The sequence below is a fragment of the Aquitalea magnusonii genome (assembly GCF_003202035.1).
GTDB lineage: Bacteria > Pseudomonadota > Gammaproteobacteria > Burkholderiales > Chromobacteriaceae > Aquitalea > Aquitalea magnusonii.
The window spans coordinates 19,024-38,327 of record NZ_QJKC01000028.1 but is presented as its reverse complement, the minus strand read 5'-3'; the positions used below and the strand labels follow the sequence as shown (position 1 = coordinate 38,327).

At 64.1% G+C, this 19,304-nt stretch carries 12 protein-coding genes; 6 read left to right on the top strand and 6 right to left on the bottom strand.

Translation table 11 applies throughout. From position 1 onward, the window contains the following. The 4 genes from DFR38_RS21950 to DFR38_RS21140 all read right to left on the bottom strand — a co-directional run. A partial coding sequence (locus tag DFR38_RS21950; RefSeq protein ID WP_146215901.1) for a helix-turn-helix domain-containing protein occupies positions 1 to 120 on the bottom strand: 120 nt, incomplete at its 3' end. Between the two features lie 143 nt (positions 121 to 263). Continuing rightward, complete coding sequence (locus DFR38_RS19425) at positions 264 to 1,988, bottom strand: diguanylate cyclase domain-containing protein (RefSeq protein WP_059287155.1); 1,725 nt, start codon at positions 1,986 to 1,988, stop codon at positions 264 to 266. Between the two features lie 3 nt (positions 1,989 to 1,991). Next, the gene (locus DFR38_RS19420; protein WP_239688792.1) at positions 1,992 to 3,029 is read right to left on the bottom strand and encodes an extracellular solute-binding protein; all 1,038 of its coding nucleotides are present in this window, start codon (positions 3,027 to 3,029) and stop codon (positions 1,992 to 1,994) included. Between the two features lie 222 nt (positions 3,030 to 3,251). Continuing rightward, on the bottom strand, positions 3,252 to 3,443 hold the full coding sequence (locus DFR38_RS21140) for a hypothetical protein (protein WP_146216025.1): 192 nt from the start codon (positions 3,441 to 3,443) through the stop codon (positions 3,252 to 3,254). Here DFR38_RS21140 and DFR38_RS19415 point away from each other — a divergent pair. Both DFR38_RS19415 and DFR38_RS19410 read left to right on the top strand, forming a co-directional pair. Continuing rightward, the gene (locus DFR38_RS19415) at positions 3,442 to 4,644 is read left to right on the top strand and encodes an ammonium transporter (RefSeq protein WP_059287156.1); all 1,203 of its coding nucleotides are present in this window, start codon (positions 3,442 to 3,444) and stop codon (positions 4,642 to 4,644) included. The two genes, DFR38_RS21140 and DFR38_RS19415, sit on opposite strands and share 2 nt — an antisense overlap. A 162-nt stretch (positions 4,645 to 4,806) precedes the next feature. Further along, entirely contained in the window at positions 4,807 to 8,049 is a 3,243-nt protein-coding gene (locus DFR38_RS19410) for a bifunctional diguanylate cyclase/phosphodiesterase (protein WP_110313822.1), read from the top strand. Here DFR38_RS19410 and DFR38_RS19405 read toward each other — a convergent pair. Then, a complete protein-coding gene (locus tag DFR38_RS19405; RefSeq protein ID WP_110313821.1) occupies positions 8,044 to 11,190 on the bottom strand; it encodes a putative bifunctional diguanylate cyclase/phosphodiesterase in 3,147 nt (1,048 codons plus the stop codon). The genes DFR38_RS19410 and DFR38_RS19405 overlap by 6 nt on opposite strands. A 274-nt stretch (positions 11,191 to 11,464) precedes the next feature. Between DFR38_RS19405 and DFR38_RS19400 the strand changes: the two genes are divergently transcribed. Next, positions 11,465 to 12,505: an NAD(P)H-dependent flavin oxidoreductase gene (locus tag DFR38_RS19400; RefSeq protein ID WP_110313820.1), complete on the top strand. Its 1,041-nt coding sequence runs from the start codon at positions 11,465 to 11,467 to the stop codon at positions 12,503 to 12,505. Here DFR38_RS19400 and DFR38_RS19395 read toward each other — a convergent pair. Further along, positions 12,502 to 13,530: an adenosine deaminase gene (locus tag DFR38_RS19395; RefSeq protein WP_110313819.1), complete on the bottom strand. Its 1,029-nt coding sequence runs from the start codon at positions 13,528 to 13,530 to the stop codon at positions 12,502 to 12,504. The genes DFR38_RS19400 and DFR38_RS19395 overlap by 4 nt on opposite strands. A 258-nt stretch (positions 13,531 to 13,788) precedes the next feature. Here DFR38_RS19395 and DFR38_RS19390 point away from each other — a divergent pair, with 258 nt between their 5' ends. From DFR38_RS19390 to cbiM, 3 genes are all read left to right on the top strand, one after another. After that, a complete protein-coding gene (locus DFR38_RS19390) occupies positions 13,789 to 17,118 on the top strand; it encodes an EAL domain-containing protein (RefSeq protein ID WP_110313818.1) in 3,330 nt (1,109 codons plus the stop codon). Between the two features lie 198 nt (positions 17,119 to 17,316). Further along, positions 17,317 to 17,970, top strand: coding sequence for an oxygen-insensitive NAD(P)H nitroreductase (gene nfsB, locus DFR38_RS19385; RefSeq protein ID WP_059285986.1), 654 nt, complete (start codon positions 17,317 to 17,319; stop codon positions 17,968 to 17,970). Between the two features lie 256 nt (positions 17,971 to 18,226). Beyond that, positions 18,227 to 19,285, top strand: a complete 1,059-nt coding sequence (gene cbiM, locus DFR38_RS19380; RefSeq protein WP_110313817.1) for a cobalt transporter CbiM — start codon at positions 18,227 to 18,229, stop codon at positions 19,283 to 19,285. Positions 19,286 to 19,304: the final 19 nt, after the last annotated feature.

The window sequence follows — 19,304 nt, the reverse complement described above, 5'->3', positions numbered from 1 at the left end:
AATCGTGCTGGGAGCCCGGTGCAATGCCTTTGCAATGGCCCTGGCACTCTCTCCCTGCTGTTTCATTGCCATGATGAACCCGCGTTCTTCGGCACTGAGGTGCTCATAAGTTCTTTGCATGCAACAACTTAACCTTTAATTGGTTGGTGTTGCACTTAGCTCTTGAAACCGCCCTGACAAAAAACCTGCAACGGCGTAGGTGGATTCTCGCCCTGTGCTGTCGGCAGCGGCGCGCCCTGCCCGGTGCCAGCGACGCCAGCCGCTCAGCCGCAGGGCAAGCTGTTGACTTTGCCGCCACGCCGGCCGGACTTGACATGGTACATGGCATGATCGGCCTCGTTGACCAGCTGCTCGGCCGTGCTGCCATCACGCGGATACAGGCTGTAGCCGATGCTGGCGCCCACTTCCAGCCGCTGGCCGGCCACCGTCATGGCTTCGCTGATGCTCAGTCGCAGCTTGTCTATCAGTTCGCCCAGCGCGTCATCGCTGAAGTTGCCCTGCAACAGGATCAGGTATTCGTCCCCCCCCATGCGCGCCACCATATCGCTGCCGCGCACGGTATGCAGCAGGCGGCGGGCGACGATCTGCAACACCTGGTCGCCGATGGCATGACCATGCAGATCGTTTACTTCCTTGAAGTGATCCAGATCGACAAACAACACGGCGAAGGGCGCGCCATTGCGCTGCGATAGCTGCAACAGCTGCTCCAGCCGCTGGAAGAACAGCGAGCGGTTGGCCAGCCCGGTCAGGCTGTCGTGGTGTGCCAGATAGCTCAGCTCGCGCTGATTGTCGTACAAGCTGGCCATGTGGCTGTTGATCTGTCGCTGCATGCGTTCGAAATTGCGTGCCAGCACGCCGATTTCATCATTGCGTTCCACTGGCAGCACCTGCTGCAGCTGGGTTTCGGAAAAACTGCTGGCAGCCTGGGCCAGGGTGTTGATGGGCCGCAGCATGGCACGGGCGAACACCACGGCCAGCAAAATGGCGATGATGCTGAAGGCCAGCACCATGTGGATGATGCGCTGTCCCAGCGGCACGGCGCTTTCCAGCACCGCATCCAGTGGCTGTACCAGGCCGGTCACCACGAAGTCGTCGTGATTGCCCTGCCCCACCGGCTGGCGCACAAAGGCCATGACCCGGCCGGCGGCCTGTTGCGGCTGTTCCAGGCCGCTGAGCGCCAGATTGTTGAGCTTGCGCTCGAACAGCGGCTGGGTGGCGGCAAAGCTGTCCTGCATCAGGATGCGCCGTCCCTGCTCGAAGCCGAAGGTTTGCGCCGGGTCGGGATGCACCAGGAAATCGCCCCAGCGATTGGCGATATACAGCTGATAGCCCTTGGGCAGGTCGGCACGCAGCTGGCCCACTAGCCGCTCCAGATCGAGATTGATCACCAGCAGGCCGCCCGGCTGGCCATCGCTGCGCGGCAGGGGGGTGGCCACCATCAGTCCGGGGCGTCCCTCGGCGTCGTGCGCACCACGCTCGTGATTGACACCGATGGCCGACTGGTAGATCTGCCCGGCCGGCAAGGCCAGGGTTTCAAACACATAGGGGAAATGGCCTTTTTCCTGCAAGTCCTGACCATCCACCCGCAGGGTGAGCCCGCCGGCGCTATCCACCCTGACCAGTTCCAGCCCGTTGTCCGCAGCACCGATCAACCTGACCTGCAAGTATTCGGGATGCAGGGCCAGCATGCCGGCAAAAGCCTGTGCCAGCTCATCGCGCGCCTGCCGGGCAGGGCGGTCGCCATGGCCATTGATCACCTGTGCCACCTGTACCAGCCGCGCCAGCAGCATGGCGTCATCGGCCGCTTCTTCCTCGGCCTGCAGCAGGCGGCGGTTTACCCCGCGCGCCGCCGTCAGCAAATCGCCCTGGGCTGCCGACACCAGCATGGTGCGGTGGGCGCTAAAGGCGTAATAGCCGGTCAGGCCGGACGACAAGATGCCGAACACCGCCAGCAGCAGCGCCAGTTTCACCAGCAGACCGGAGCGCATGATTCAGAAACTCCCCGGCCGGTCGCCGGAATAGATCTTTTGCCACAGTGCTTCGCGCAGCGCGGCGTTTTCCACCGGCTGCAACCACAGCACTTTGGCGCCGGGTTTCAGTTCGTCACTGGCACTGAGGGTATTGGCCAGCCCCTGGCGGGCCGGCAGCAAGCCACTGACCGCCGGCTCCAGCATGTAGTTGATCCATTGCTGCGCCAGCCGTGGCTTGCTGCTGGCTGCCGTCATCGCCCAGCAATCCAGCCAGGCCAGCACACCTTCCCGCGGAATGGCATAGCCCACATCGGCCCCGGCCTGGCGCAGCGAATTCAGCTGCTGGGTGCCGTAATTGCCAAACATCAGCGCGATCTTGTGGCGGATGAACAATTCGGTTCCCTCTTCCGGCAGGCTGTAAAAAGTCAGGACATTGCGCCGCAGCGCAATCAGCCGCTGCACCAGGCGGTCGCGCTGCGCCGCGCTCAGCGCAAACGGCTGTGCGATGCCGCTGGCCAGCGCGGTAAACGAGAAATTGTGCTGTCCGCTATTGAAGTCGAGCACCTTGTGGCGATAACGCGGGTCCCACAGCACATTCATGCTGTCAGGCGGCACGGCAAACTGCCGCCGGTCATAGATGATGCCCATGGTGGAATAGGTAAAGGGAACGGCATACAGCCGGCCTTGCTGCTGCAGGCCGGGAATGGCCGCCAGATTGCGAAAGCGTGGCAGCTGACGCCGGGTATTGGGCAGCAAGGCCGGGTCCAGCGGCTTGAGCAGACCGGCGGCAAAGTAGCGCTGCATTTCGGCGGTATTGGCGGCCAGCACATCGAAACGCGGGCCGGCGACGGCATGCATCTTTGCCCACAGCGCTTCGTCCGAGTCGACAAAGGTCACCTCCACGCTGACCTGGAAGCGTTGCTCGAAGGCATGTACCACATCCGGGTCGGCATAGCCGGGCCAGGCCAGCACCCGCAGCACATCCTTGGCCACGGCCAGCTGGCAACACAGCAGGCAGCCGATTATCCCCGTAAGCAGGCTGTTTTTATTGAAGGCCACGATTGTATTTCTTCTTTTTCAATTCACCGTTTGAATGTAGCTGCTTGTCATGCTTTATACCTAAGTATTTTTACGAAAATTCGCTCGGCTCACGGCAACTGCCGCAGGCATGGCGGCTTGCCGCATGGCAGGGGCCACGGCAGGGGGCTGGCTGCCATGGCAGCACCCCGCACCGCGGCGGTGCCATTTATCCAGAATGCACCAATTAACAGCATAAATACGTCATGAAACACCGTTTTGGTGCATGAACGCACCAGCACCGCCGTCGCCGCCGCCTGCCAGATTCACCGGAAGCGGGCGCAACATCACCATTTTCGGGCGATGGTGATTCAAATTGGTGCCGTCAGCAGCAGGCTGGCACTCCCCTTGCTTGATGCAAGCCCGATAAAAGCCGACAACAACGGGACTCGCCATGCCAAACTCGAATTCACCTTCCGATGTACTGTTCCTGCTGCTGGGGGCCATCATGATCCTGGCCATGCATGCAGGCTTCGCCTTTCTGGAGCTGGGCACCGTCCGCAAGAAAAACCAGGTCAATGCCCTGGTCAAGATCCTGACCGACTTTGCCGTGTCGGCCATTGCCTATTTCTTTGTTGGCTACAGCGTGGCTTATGGCATCAATTTTCTGGGCGATGCCAGCCATATTGCCCAGCACAATGGCTATGAGCTGGTGAAGTTTTTCTTTCTGCTGACCTTTGCCGCCGCCATTCCCGCCATTGTGTCCGGCGGTATCGCCGAGCGCGCCAAATTCCACCCGCAATCGGCCGCCACCTTTCTGCTGGTGGGGCTGGTCTATCCCTTTTTCGAAGGCATGGCCTGGAACAATCACTATGGCGTGCAGGACTGGCTGAGCCACAGCTTTGGCCAGCCTTTCCATGACTTTGCCGGTTCGGTGGTGGTGCATGCGGTGGGCGGCTGGATCGGCCTGGCCGCGGTGCTCAACCTGGGCGCGCGGCGTGGCCGCTACAGCAAGGAAGGCCGCATCTCCGCCCATCCGCCCTCTTCCATTCCGTTTCTGGCACTGGGCGCGTGGATCCTGATCGTCGGCTGGTTCGGCTTTAATGTGATGAGCGCCCAGCGTCTGAACGGCATTTCCGGGCTGGTAGCCATCAACTCGCTGATGGCCATGGTGGGCGGTACGCTCAGCGCCATGTGGGCCGGCAAGAACGACCCCGGCTTCATTCACAACGGCCCGCTGGCCGGCCTGGTGGCGGTATGTGCCGGCTCGGACATCATGCATCCGCTGGGTGCGCTGCTGGTGGGGCTGGTGGCCGGTGGCCTGTTTGTCTGGCTATTCACCCAGACCCAGAACCGCTGGAAGATCGACGATGTGCTGGGGGTATGGCCGCTGCACGGCATCTGCGGTGCCTGGGGCGGCATTGCTGCCGGCATCTTCGGCCAGAGCGCACTGGGCGGGCTGGGCGGCGTCAGCCTGCTGTCGCAAGTGCTGGGCACACTGGCGGGCATCGCCATCGGTTTTGGCGGCGGTTATCTGGTGTATGCCTTGCTGCGCAAGACCGTGGGCATCCGGCTGGATGAGGAAGAAGAGTTCAACGGCGCCGACCTGACCATCCACCAGATCACGGCCACCCCGGACCGTGAAACCAACTGGTAAGGCAGGCAAAGGCCGGCCAGGCCTGGCTCTGACCGCATATGGCCGTGCAGGAATCTTGATCCGGCGCAGAGATTGTCCTGTTTGCGCCGGACACGGCCTTACAGCCCGCGCGGGCTCCGCTATGCTGGCTGCAAGCGCTTTTCTCTGGCAGCGACAGACATCATGGGCAAGCACTTTCACCTGACGGGCAGGACTTCCCTGCGCACCCGCATCACCCTCGGCATGCTGCTGGCACTGGTCATCACCCTGTGGCTGGCCACCCTGCTCATCAGCCACAGCCTGCGCCGGCAAATGGAGGACACCATCTCGGCCCAGCAGTTTTCCGCCGTGTCGCTGGCCGCACGCGAGGTGGACCGCTCGGTCAAGGAGCGCATGCTGATCCTGCAATCGCTGGCCGAGCAGCTGAACAACATCCCGCTGCGCGAGGACAGCCTCCAGCCACAGCTGGAACGGCGACCGCTGCTGCAGCTGATGTTCAACTGGGGCATCGTGGTACTGGACGCACAGGGCGTCGCCCGCGCCAGCATTCCGGGTTCGCTCGGGCGCAACGGGGTGTCTTATGGCCAGCGCGATTTTTTCCGCCAGGCCATGCAAGCGGGCCAGGCCAGCATTACCGAACCCATGTTCGGCCAGCACACCGGCCAGCCGGTCATTTCGATGCTTCAACCCTTGCGCGCCCCTGATGGCCGGCTGGTGGGGATGATCATGGGCGTGACCAACCTGGCCCGGCCCAATTTTCTGGATGACATCAGTTCGGCCAAGTATGGCGCCACCGGTGATTATTTCATTACCGTGCCGCACAGCCGTCGCTACATGGTGTCATCCGACAAGCGCCGCCTGCTGCAGCCGGGCCCCGCCCCGGGCATCAACCCGCTGTATGACCGCTATCTGTCGGGTTACCAGGGTTCGGGCATTGCCGTCAGCTCACACGGCGTGGCCGAGCTGTCCTCCAGCGTGCGCATTCCGTCCACCGGCTGGCTGATGCAGGCGGTATTGCCGACCACCGAAGCCTTTGCCCCCATCCGCACCCTGCAACGGCAGCTGTTTGGCCTGGCACTGTGCCTGACTCTGCTGGCAGGCGGTTTCAGCTGGTGGTGGCTGCGCCGGCAGCTGCTGCCGCTGTCCGAGGCCACCACGCTGCTGGCCGGCATGCGCGATGGCACCCTGCCCAAGCAGGCGCTGCCGGTGCGGCAGCAAGATGAGCTCGGCCTGCTGGCCAGCTCGTTCAACGGCTTGCTGGAGCGCATCCTGCGCGAAGAAGAGCAAGCCGGCGAACATGCCGCCAACCGGCTGCTGCGCAAGATCGTGTCGCATATTCCCGGCGTGGTGTTCCAGTACCGCCTGTTCGAAGATGGCCACGGCTGCCTGCCCTTTGCCAGCGAGGCTTTACTGGATCTGTACGGTCTGAGCCCGCAGGCAGTCAGCCACAACGCCGACCCCATGCGCGCCATGCTGCATCCGGACGATGCGGATGCCTTCTTCAGTGCCATGCATGCCTCGGCCGCCAACCTGACGCTATGGCATATCGAGTACCGCATCGTGCGGCCCGATGGCCAGCTCAAATGGCTGCGGGTGGATGCCCTGCCCGAACAGGAAGGCCCGTACGTCACCTGGTACGGCTATATCGCCGACATCAGCCAGGCCAAGGCCATGGAGGCCGAGCTGCGCATTGCCGCCACCACCTTCCTGACCCAGGAAGGCATCATGGTGACCGACCGCGACGGGGTGATCCTGCGGGTGAATCCGTCCTTCTGCCAGATTACCGGCTACAGCAGCGCCGAAGTGGTGGGCAAGACCCCGGCCATTCTCAGCTCGCACCGCCATCCGCCAGCGTTCTACCAGCAGCTGTGGCAATCGCTGCTGCAAGTTGGCCGCTGGCAGGGCGAAATCTGGAACAGCCGCCAGAACGGCGAAGTCTTCCCGGAATGGCTCACCATTACCGCCGTGCACGACAGCGATGGCCAGACCAGCCACTACGTGGCCATCTTCCAGGACATCACCGAACGCAAGGCTGCCGCCGACGCCATCCAGACCCTGGCGTTTTACGATGCCCTCACCCACCTGCCCAACCGCCGCCTGCTGCTGGAGCGGCTGCAACATGCGCTGGATGCGGCACACCGCCAGCAGCAGTACGGCGCGCTGTTATTCCTCGATCTGGACAACTTCAAGTCGCTGAACGACACCATGGGCCATGACATCGGCGACCTGCTGCTGCAGGAGGTGGCCGCCCGTCTGCGCCACTGCCTGCGCGTGGGCGATACCGTGGCACGACTGGGGGGCGACGAATTCATCGTATTGCTGGAGGACCTGGGCCTGCAGCGTGAAACGGCACTGCGCGAGGCGGAAAGCGTCGGCCGCAAGATCCTGGCGCAGCTCAAACAGCCTTACCAGCTGCGCGGCCACGACTACCGCGGCAGTTGCAGCCTGGGCATCGCCCTGTTTGCCGGGGAGCACGACAGCACCGAAGACATCCTCAAGCAAGCCGATCTGGCCATGTACCAGGCCAAAGCGGCCGGCCGCAATACCCTGCGCTTTTTCGATCCGCTGATGCAGGCGGAAATCAATGCCCGCACCCGGCTGGAAGCCGAGCTGCACCAGGCACTGGAAAACGGCGAACTCAGCCTGCATTACCAGCCGCAGATCCGCCATGGCCACCCCTGCCAGAGCGTGGAGGCACTGCTGCGCTGGCATAGCCCGCAACAGGGGCTGCGCCTGCCCGGCGCCTTCATTCCGCTGGCGGAACAGAGCAATCTGATCCTGGCCATCGACCACTGGGTGCTGCAACAAGCCTGCACCCAGCTGGCCGCCTGGGCCGGCCATGCCGCCACCGCCGGGCTGAGCATTGCCGTCAATGTCAGCGCCCGCCAGTTCCACCAGAGCGATTTTGTCAGCCGCCTGCGCCACCTGCTGCAGGACAGCGGCGCCAACCCGGCGCTACTGAAACTGGAAATCACCGAAAGCCTGCTGCTGATGAAGCTGGACGACGCGGCCAGCAAGATGAACAGCCTGCGCCAGCTGGGCATCACCTTTGCCCTGGATGATTTCGGCACCGGTTATTCCTCGCTGTCCTACCTGCGGCAACTGCCGCTGGACCAGGTCAAGATCGACCGCAGCTTTGTACGCGACGTACTGGACAACCCCAACGATGCCGCCATCTGCAAGGCGGTCATTGCCCTGGGCCACAGCCTGGGCCTGACCGTGATTGCCGAAGGCGTGGAAACCGCTGCCCAGTACGACTTCCTGGTGGCGCAAGGCTGCCAGGTGATACAGGGCTATCTGTTCAGCCCGGCCCTGCCCGCCGGCCAGCTGCAGGACTGGCTGGCCGCAACCTGGCCCGCCCAGCATGGCGGCAGCACGCCACCGGCCCGGCAACAACAGCTGCCGGCCAGCCTGGCCGGCTCATGAACGCAGCAGTGCGGTGGCCGGCTGGTGCTGCTGCGCATAGGCGGCAAAGGCCGCGGCCGGCAGCGGCCGGCTGAACAGGTAACCCTGCAGCTCATCACAGCCCTGGGCGCGTAGCCAGCTGAGCTGCTCTCCGGTCTCCACCCCCTCGGCAATGGTCAGCAGGCCCAGGTTTTCCGCCATGTCGATGATGGCGGCGACAATGGCGCGATCTTCCGGATCGGTCACGATGTCGCGCACAAAGCTCTGGTCGATTTTCAGCTTGTAGACGCGGAACTGCTTGAGCAGGTTCAGCGAGGAATAACCGGTGCCGAAATCGTCGATGGACATGCGCACACCCTGCTCGTGCAAGGCATTCATCACCGCGATGGCCTGTTGCGGGTCGTACATGGCCACGCCTTCGGTCAGTTCCAGTTCCAGCGCGCTGGCGGGCAAGCCCTCTTCCTGCAGAATGCGCGCCACCAGCGCCGGCAGGTCGGGCTGGCGGAATTGCACGGCCGACAGATTGACCGCCATCACCAGTTCCAGCCCCTGCTCGCGCCACTGCCGTGCCTGACGGACGGCATGACGCAGCACCCATTCGCCCAGCGGCAGGATCAGGCCGCAGTCCTCGGCAACCGGAATGAACTCTGCCGGCGAGATATGGCCCAGCTCCGGATGCGCCCAGCGCAGCAGTGCCTCGGCGCCGACCAGCCGGCCATCGGCCATGGAAAGCTGCGGCTGGTAATGGATGCTGAGCTGCTGCTGTTCCAGTGCCACACGCAGTGCATTCACCAGCTGCAGATGACGCGCGGCCTTTTCCTGAATCGCCGTGGTATAGAAACGGAAACAGCTGCGGCCGGCCTTCTTGGCCAGGTACATCGCGGCATCGGCACGGCGCGACAGGGTTTCCAGATCCCGGCCATCCTGTGGGTACAGCGCAATGCCGATGGAGGCCGAAACATTCAGATCGTAAGGCGCCACCTGGTAGGGGCGGGCGATATCGTCCAGCAGCTGCCGGGCCAGCGCCTCGGCCAGCGCGGCATCGCTATCCGGCAACAGCAGCACGAACTCGTCGCCTCCCAGCCGGGACACCAGCGCACCATCCGGCAGCACCCGGCGCAATCTGGCGGCCAATTGCACCAGCAAGGCATCGCCGACGCTGTGGCCCAGCGAATCATTGATGTCCTTGAAGTGATCGAGGTCGAGGAATATCAAGGCCTGCGCCTGCTGCTGGCGGGCCGCCTGCTGCAGTATCCGCTCGGCCTGTTCTTCCAGCATCACCCGGTTGGGCAGGCCGGTCAGCACATCGTAATGGGCCAGATAACGGATATGCTGCTCGTTCTGTTTGCGCAGGGTGATATCACGGGTAATCGCCAGCAACATGCTGATGGAGCCCCCTTCGTCGCGCATGGGCGCGGCATGGGTTTCCAGCCAGCGCCGCTGCCCGTGCAGGCCGCATATTTCGAATTCCAGCGTAGCGCTCTGCCCGCTCATCACCTGCTGGTGCAGCTGCATGAAGGCGGCATGGTACTCGGGCAATACGAAATGCATCAGGCCCAGCTGCTGGATCTGCTGCAGGCTGTCAGCCTGCAGCATGGCCATGCCGGCCCGGTTCATTTCCAGCAGCTGGCCTGCGGACCCCACTACCTTGATGCATTCCGGCTCGGTTTCGATGATGGTGCGCAAGCGCTGTTCGCTCAGCTGCAAGGCGGTATTGGCGGCCTGCCGCTCCTGTTCGCGCTGGAAGCTGTCCAGCGCATAGTCCAGGTCCATCACCATTTCCTCGATCAGCATGCGCGCCGCCTCGTCAAAGGCATGCGGCTCGCCACTGTACAGGGTGAGTGCGCCGATGATCCGGCCATTGCACTGCAAGGGCAGTGCTGCCGAGGCCCCCCAGCCATAAAGCATGGCACGGTCATGCCAGGGTGCGGTGGCAGGGTCATGCTGGAAATCCTGGCACCATTGCGCCAGACCGGTCTGCACGGCACGGCCGGTGGGGCCCTGGCTGAGCGGATCGGCCGCAGCGGTTGCCAGCGGCAAATCAACCAGATACTCGGTGCCGCTGCCGTCGGCGCACAGTGGCCGGATATGTCTTGCCTCTTCATCCAGCAGCCCCACCCATACCATTTTCATGCCGCCATGCTCCACCGCGGCCTGGCACATCCGCTCAAACAGCTCAAGCTGGGTACGGCTGCGCACAATGGCCTGATTGCACTGGCTCAGCGCATTGTAAAGCCCGGTCAGGCGCTGATTGTGGGCATCGGCCTGACGGCGGGCGGCATCCAGGCGCTGCAGCTTGTCGCGGGTTTCCGCCAGCCAGCCCATCACGCTGTGCCGGCTATAGCTGCCCAGCGGCACCGGCTGCGAAAAGTCACCGCTGCCCAGGCGGGAGATGCTGCTGTGCAGCTCGGTCACACTGCCACCCAGTACATTGAGCAGATTACGCCGCTGCCCCCACAGCAAGGGCAGCAACAGCAGGCCGAAGGCCACGAATATACAGCGCAGCTGCAAGGCATAGCGCTCGGCATCCTCCACCGCCTGCAAGGTACGCTGGGCAGAGAGGCGGTTGAATTCGGCAATCGGCTGCATGATGGCAGCCTTGGCACGGTGATAGGCGGCATCGTGCAACATGCGGATGGCTTGCTGCCGTTGCGGGGAGTCCAGTGCCGGGGCGGATGCCACCAGTGCCATGGCCGCCCATTCGGTACGGGTCAGGGCATCGGATTTGGCCTTGGCCTCGGCCAGCCTGGCCATTTCCTCGGGGGTAAAGCCGGCTGCACGCATGCGTTGCAGCAAGGAGGGAGCGGCACTGGCGGCCTGCGGTCGATGGGCATCGTCCAGTACCAGATCCCAGTAGATGTTCTGGTAGTCCAGCGGGCGCGGGGCCTTGCCCTCGCGGATGGCCAGGATTTCGCGGTAATGCTGCTGATAGACGGGATCGCCGGTCACCACATAGGTTCGCACCATGCGGGTCAGGTCATCGGAAGACTGGCGCAATTCGCCGGCCAGCAAAATGGATGCGTGGCGTGCATCGTTGGCACGGTCGATGGCTTTTTCTGCCTGCACATACAGCACAAAGCTGACGACAAAGGCGATGAATACCAGCAGGATCAACCAGTAGTAACGGGAGAGCAGCAGCAGCTTGCTCTTGACTGTCAGCATGGCTTGATAGCCCTTTTTATCGTATGGCCCCGATTGCAATCAAAAACAGGTATGTTCTGGCTGATTATGGCGCAAAACCGCGGCCATCGCAGGCCAAATGCCCGCAGGAGCGGGTGGAAAACGGGCAAGGTAGCAGCGGTGCGACAGTTTCCGGGTACGGCCTGCCCCACAAGGGAAGCGGTGCTGTCATACTCGGCGGACAAGTTGAGCAGCCTGTTCAAGCCGCGACGGCCGGCCCATGCTGCACTCTCCACCGAGCCGACAAGGACCGAACATGACGCTGGCGCAATGGCTGGACATCCCCTTTTCCATCATCCAGGCCCCGATGGCTGGCGTGCAGGGTAGCCGGCTGGCCATCGCGGTCAGCCAGGCTGGCGCCGTGGGCTCGCTGCCCGCCGCCATGCTCTCTGCCAGCCAGTTGCAACAGGAACTGGAGGCACTGCAACAGCTGGGCCGGCAGCCGTACAACCTCAACTTTTTCTGCCATCAGCCACCGGCAGACGATCCGGCCGCGCTGGCCGGCTGGCAGGCGCTGCTGGCGCCCTTCTACCAGGAGCTGGGCATCGTCCCGACGGCAGCCGGCGGCGCCGGACGCCTGCCCTTCAATCAGCAGATGGCGGATCTGGTCAGCCACTACCGCCCGGCGCTGGTGAGCTTTCACTTTGGCCTGCCCGCCCCGGCCTTGCTGCAACAGGTCAAGGCCACTGGCGCAAAGGTGCTGTCCAGCGCCACCACGGTGGCCGAGGCCCGCTGGCTGGCAGCCAATGGTGCCGATGCGGTGATCGCGCAAGGGCTGGAAGCCGGCGGACATCGCGGCATGTTCCTGCATGATGATCTGGATGAGCAGCTGGGCAGCTTTGCCCTGCTGCCACAGATCGTGCAGGCGCTGGACATTCCGGTGATCGCTGCAGGCGGGATTGCCGATGCTGCCGGGGTGGCAGCCGCCATGCGGCTGGGTGCGGCTGGCGTGCAAGTGGGCACGGCCTATCTGCTGTGCCCGGAAGCCGACACCAGCGCCCTGCACCGTGCGGCACTGTGCAGCCCGGCCGCGGCGCACACTGCGCTGACCACGCTCTACAGTGGCCGGCCAGCCCGCGGCATCGTCAACCGTCTGATGCGCGAACTGGGCCCGCGCCACCCGGCTGTGCCGGCCTTTCCGCTGGCCTCCGGCGCACTGGCCCCCTTGCGCGCCGCCGCCGAAGCACTGGGCCGCGACGACTTCAGCCCGCTGTGGTGCGGCCAGAATGCCAGCGGCTGCCAGGCGATTCCGGCGGGCGAGCTGACCCGTCAGCTGGCGGCCGGCCTGAGCGCTTAGGCCGGGTCGGCAAAGCCGGCGGCAATGCGCGCGCATTCCGCCAGCCAGTGCGCCTTGTCCGCCGGCGCCAGCCAGCTGGCCTCGAAACCGTTCTGGCACAGCTGCAGGATCTCGGCCTGGCTCAGGCCCAGCTCGCGGGCGCAGCCCAGATAGTTTTCCTGCACATAGCCGCCAAAATAAGCCGGGTCGTCCGAGTTCACCGTGGCACACAGCCCGGCCTGCAAGAGCTGGCGCAGATTGTGATCCTTGAGCTGGTCGAACACCCGCAGCTTGACGTTGGAATACGGACACACCGTCAGCGGCATGCGCTCGGCCACCAGCCGCGCCACCAGTGCCGCGTCTTCCAGCGCCCGCACACCGTGGTCGATACGGCATACCTTGAGCAGGTCCAGCGCCTCCCACACATAGGCCGGCGGGCCTTCTTCACCGGCATGCGCCACGCAGGGCAGACCCAGCGCATGGCAGGCGGCAAACAGCCGGGCAAACTTGGACGGCGGGTGGCCCACCTCACTGGAGTCCAGACCGAAACCGTCAATGCCGGCAAGATAGGGGCGCGCTTGCTCCAGTACGGCAAAGCCGTCTTCTTCGCTCAAATGGCGCAGGAATGACATGATCAGCCGCGAACTGATGCCCAGCTGGGTGCGGCCCTCATCCAGGGCGCGCCGGATGCCCTGATAAACCGTGGCAAAGGCAATGCCACGCGCGGTATGGGTTTGCGGATCGAAGAAGATTTCAGTGTGGACGACATGGTCGTCACGGCAGCGCAACAGATAGGCCCAGGTCAGCTCGTAGAAATCCTGCTCGGTCTGCAATACCCCGGCGCCGGCGTAGTAGAGGTCGAGAAAGGATTGCAGATTGTCAAAATCATAGGCCGCCCGCAGTGCCTCCACCGTCGGATAAGGCAGTGCGATGCCGTTGCGCGCGGCCAGGCGGAACATCAGTTCCGGTTCCAGGCTGCCTTCGATATGCAGGTGCAGTTCGGCCTTGGGCAGGGCTTGGATCAGTGCTTGGTGTGCAGTGCTCATGGGGTGTCCTGGCAGTGGCTCGCCCGCGCGACCGGCCGGGCCGGTCGTTTCAGGTCGAGCAAAAGCAGCATGATAGCGATTGCCGTGCCGACACAGAAGCCCGCTTTTCCGCTATTTGCCGCACTTTGCCATGGTCTGGCCGGCGGCAATGCCAATGGTTTGGGGTAAAATCAGCCACAGTGCCGCGCAGCAAGCCGGCACATGACACCTTATTTGCTGCCAGCCGGGTGGCCGTAGCGCCCGCTGCAGGACCGGACCATGACCCTGCCCAATTTCCAGCAAGCCCTGCACCAGAGCTCGCAAGCCTTTGCCATTCTCGACCCCCAGGGCCGCATAGATTATGCCAATCCGGCCTTCTGCCAGCTGTTTGGCTACGACAGTGCCACCCTGACGGGGCAATCCATCGACATCATCATTCCCGCAGAGGCGGCGGATGGGCTGAGCGATGGCGGCTTTCGCTGCGGGCCGGATGCCACGCTGCCGTTTCAGGGCGAGGTGCGCCGCATCGCCAGCGATGGCCGCAGCATCATCGTCATGCTGCATGGCAATGCCCTGTACGACGCAGCCGGCGCGATACAGGGCTTTGTGCTGTCCTACACCGACATTGCCGATCGCAAGGCCACGGAACTGGCCTTGCAGCAGGCCAACGAACAGCTGTCGCTGGCGCTGGATGCCTCGCGGCTGTCGCTGTGGGACATGGACATCCTGCAGGATTGCGCCTGTGTTGATGCCCGCTGGGCGCGCATGCTGGGCCATCCGGAACAGGCGGCACGCTACCGGGCCAGTGCCATGTTCGCCGACGTGCACCCTGCCGATTACCAGAAGGTCTACCAGGCCTGCATGGCCGTGCTGCGCGGCAGCGAAAGCCGCTTTCAGCAGGAATTCCGCTACCGCAACGCCCGTGGCGACTGGACCTGGATACGCTGCACCGGCAAGGTGGTGGCGCGCAATGCCCAGGGTCTGGCCCTGCGTGCCATCGGCACCAGCCAGGACATTACCGAGCGCAAGCACAATGAAGAGCTGATCATCAATGCCGCCCATCACGACTGGCTGACCGCCCTGCCCAACCGCTTTGCCCTCACCCGCCACCTGGCGGCGGCACTGGCACGCGCCCAGCGCAGCGAGAAGCTGGTGGCGGTGTGCATGATCGATCTGGACGACTTCAAGCCGGTCAACGATACCTGGGGCCATGAGGCGGGCGACCGCCTGCTGAAGGACCTGGCCCATCGCCTGCAGGCCTTGCTGCGCCAGACCGACTTTGTCGCCCGTCTGGGCGGCGATGAGTTCGTGGTCATCATGGAAGACCTGCAGGAAGAAGCCGCCCTGCAACAACTGGAAAGCGCCTTGCAGCGGCTGCACCAGGCGGTGGAATCGCCCTTTGCGCTGGAGGCCGGCATCGAGGCCGAAGTGGGCATGACGGTGGGCATCGCCCTTTACCCGCATGACGGCATCGAACCGGATGCCCTGATGCGCCAGGCCGATGCCGCCATGTACCAGGCCAAGCAGCACAAACCCACCCGCCAGCGCTGGTGGCGCATGGTGGCGGACGAGGCCGGCTATCACGCCGAGGAAAGCAGCCATTTCGCACTCTACGGTGCAGAAGCCAGCCAGCTGCTGCACAAGTCCGCCCGCCTGATCAGCCGCGCCACCGAGCTTTACATCAGCCGCTTCTACCAGCAGAACCGGCCGGCCCACGAAGCCCTGGCCATCCTCGCCAGCCTGCAACCCGCCGAGCTGGAGCAGCTGCAGCGCGCCCATCGCGACTTTCTGCTGCAGATATTGTCACCGGAACAGCAGGCCGATCAGATCCGTCGCGACAGCCGGCAGCTGGGCCGCATCCACAGCCTGGTCGGGGTCACCCCCGCGCTGCTGGTCCAAAGCGTGGAGCTGTTCCGCAGCCATTTCAGCGAACAGCTGAACGTCACCCTGCTGCCGATACGCCAGCGCTACCGGCTGCTGGAAATCATCGACAGCCGGCTGCAGGAACAACTGCACGCCCAGCTGGAAGCGGCGGCAGAAGTACAAAGCGAGTATCTGGAAAGCCTGTCGCTGCCCATGCCGCACCAGGGCACGCTGTGGACCGACGCCGTCGGCAACGAGCTGGAGCAGCTGGGCAGATTGCCCGGCATGCAGGCGGTATTGCTGATGCGCCTGATGTCCGACGGTGTTTTCGTGCCGGAGAACAGCCGCGGCCCGCAAGGCCAGTTCGTGGCCGATCTGTTGCAGCAGCCCGGTTCGGAAGCCGTGGTCGATCCCAATTCACCACGCGGCCAGGGGCTGAGCGCGGTTGCCTGGCGCAGTGGCCGCATCTGCAGCTCGGCCTCCTACGGCAATGACCCGCGCTATGCCCGCTGGCACCAGCACGCCGGCAAAGTAGGGATACGCTCCAGCATGAGCATTCCGGTGCGCAACCAGGACGGGCTGACCGTGGCCGTCATCAGCCTGTTCGGGGCCTATCCCAACCAGTTTGAATCGGCCACCATGCAGCAGTTTGCCCTGGGCCTGCAGCACCGCTGGGAGCTGATCCTGGCCGCCTGCACCAAGCCGGCGGCCGCCATCCAGCAAAACCTGGCCATTGCCCTGCGCGAACGGCTGTTTGCCGGCGGCCTCACCTTTTATCTGCAGCCGTTGGTCGACCTCAAGCTGGGCAAGGTGGTGAAAGTGGAAGCCCTGGCCAGGCTGATCAGGGAAGACGGGCAGATTGTCAGCCCCGGCGTCTTCCTGCCGCTGCTGGGCGATGCCGACCTCGACCACCTGTTCCGCCTGGGGCTGGACAAGGCGCTGACCCAGCTGGCCGAGCTGGACAGGCAGGGCCTGGACATCGACATCTCGCTGAACATCGCTCCCTGTACCCTGCAGGACAAGGACTGCCCGCGCTGGGTGGCCGAGGCCCTGGCGCGCCATGGCGTGGCCGCCGGGCGGCTGAGCCTGGAACTGCTGGAAACCGCCGATATCGCCCCGCACGAGCAGGACCGTGCCATCGAACGGCTGCGTCAGACCGGCGTCAAGCTGGTGATGGATGATCTGGGCTCCGGCTACAGCAGCCTGCAAAGGCTGAGCGCCCTGCCCTTTGACACGGTCAAGATCGACCAGAGCCTGACGCTCAACCTGCGCAAGACCCCGCTGACCAGCCTGGCACTGATGCGCGCCATCCTGCAGCTGGGGCAGGACCTGGAGCGACAGGTGGTGGTGGAGGGGCTGGAAGACATCGGCATGCTGGAAGCCGCCTGCATCCTGGGGGCGACGCAGGGTCAGGGCTACAGCCTGGCCCGGCCGATGGCGCAAGCCAGCTTTATCGACTGGCAGTCGACCTTCCGCCTGCCTGCCGCTGCCGGCCACATCAGCAGCTATCTGGGCGCACTGGCCCAGCACTGGCTGTATGCCCAGCCCTCGCAGGCCGCCGCCCGGCCAGCCCTGGCCGACTGTCCGCTGCACCATTTCCTGCAAGGCCAGCGCGATGTGCCCGAGCAGGTAAGGCAGTGGCATGCCGCCTGCCATGCGTCCAGGCATGCCGGGCCGGCCAGCCAGCAGCTCAGCCAGTGGCTGATCGGGCAAATGCAGCGCGAGTCACTGCCGGGAAGCGCTTAGCAGCCATGTCGCCGCCCTGAGCGGCGGCGGCGACAGCAGCCCGGTCATTTGCGCACACGACATGACAATCGCAAACAAAAACCTGGTATTTTCAAAAATAAAATGAAACTGCTTGCTACACCGGCGGCTTATTCGCGCCCGGCTCTTGCTTGATAATGGCGAACATCACCCCCCGCACATGCCAAGCAAGGAGTCATCATGAATATTGCCGACCTGGCGCAGACCCGCTACACCACCAAGGCCTTCGATCCCAACCGCCAGCTCACCGCAGAACAGGTCGCACAGATCGAAACCCTGCTGCGCTTCAGCCCCTCCTCCACCAATTCCCAGCCCTGGCACTTTTTCATTGCCGGCACCCCGGAAGGCAAGGCCCGCGTGGCTAAGGCCACCAGTGGCGCCTACGCCTTCAATGAAGCCAAGGTACTGAACGCCTCGCACGTGGTGGTATTGTGCAGCCGCGCCAGCATCGATGAAGTCTATCTGGAGACACTACTGCAACAGGAAGAGGCCGACGGCCGTTTTGCCAATGCCGAAGCCCGCGCCGGCCAGCACCGCGGCCGTTCGCACTTCGTCAACATGCACCGCTTCGAATTGCGCGATGCCCATCACTGGATGGAAAAACAGGTTTACCTGGCGACAGGCACCCTGCTGCTGGGCGCAGCCGCCCTGCAAATCGACGCCTGCCCCATCGAAGGCTTCGACCAGAAAGTGCTGGATGAAGAACTGGGCCTGCGTGCCATGGGCTATACCAGCGCCGTCATCGTCGCCCTGGGCTATCGCAGCGACAGCGATTTCAATGCGCAGCTGCCCAAGTCACGCCTGCCGGCCGCGCGCGTGATCAGCCGGATCTGAGCCCCGCCCCGCCGGTGTGCTGTCAACGCCCTTAACCAGGCGACAAGCAAGCTGTACATCAAGTTTCCAGCCCTTCTTCACCTTCCTGCGCCGCTAGCTGCATGCAGCTGGCGCAGGAACGCGCCTGAACAACATGCCATGACATGCCATGACAAGTGGCATGCATCTTGCTAGTATTTCATACATTTTAAAAAATATTCATACGGCAACTCACCGCGGGGCGTGCTCGCCTGCCGGTTTTCTTGAGGATATTTCCATGCACATTCCAGACGGCTATCTCAGCCCGGCAACCTGCGCGCTGGCCTATGCGGTGGCGCTACCGTTCTGGCTGGTGGCTTACCGCCATGCCAAGCGCCTGCTGCACACCCGCATGGTGCCGCTGTTCGCACTGTTTTCGGCCTTCAGCTTTGTCATCATGATGTTCAACCTGCCGCTGCCCGGTGGCACCAGCGGCCATGCGGTAGGCATGGGCATCATCAGCATCGTGCTGGGGCCGTGGGCGTCCATTATTGCCATTTCGGTGGCACTGCTGATTCAGGCGCTGTTCTTTGGCGATGGCGGCATCACCAGCTTCGGTGCCAATAGCCTGAACATGGCCATCGTCGGTTCGCTGGTGGCCTGGGCCTGCTACCAGCTGCTGGCGGCTGGTGCCCCGTTGCAATCGCGCCGCCGCGTGCTGGCGGCTGCCGTATCCGGCTATCTGGCCATCAATACCGCAGCCTTGCTGGCCGCCATCGAGTTCGGCCTGCAGCCGCTGCTGTTCCATGATGCCGCCGGCACCCCGCTGTATGCGCCCTATCCGCTGTCGGTGGCCGTGCCGGCCATGATGCTGGGTCATCTGAGCTTTGCCGGACTGGCCGAGCTGCTGATCACCGGCGGGCTGGTGGCTTATCTGCAGCGCGCCTATCCGGAACTGTTGTCACTGCAAGCGGGCCGCAGCGATGTGGCTGGCGCCGCCGTGCGCAGCACGCGCAAGCTGTGGTATGGCCTGGCCGCGCTGATGATCCTGTCGCCGCTGGGCTTGCTGGCCGCCGGCACCGCCTGGGGCGAGTGGGGGGTGGAAGACTTCGCCAATGCCGCAAGCCGCCAGCAGATGGCGCTGGCATCCGGCCAGGTGGCACCGCCGGCGGCCGCGCCGGAGGGCCTGGCACGACTGGCCAGCCTGTGGTCGGCCCCCTTCCCCGACTATGCGCCAGCCTTTGTGCATAGCGCCAACTTCGGCTATGTGTTGTCGGCCGTGTTTGGCGCCGGACTGATCCTGCTGGCGCTGCTGCTGCTGTCGCGGCTGGCCGGCAAGCAAGGCCTGGCGGAATGAGGCGGCCACAGCCGGGCCC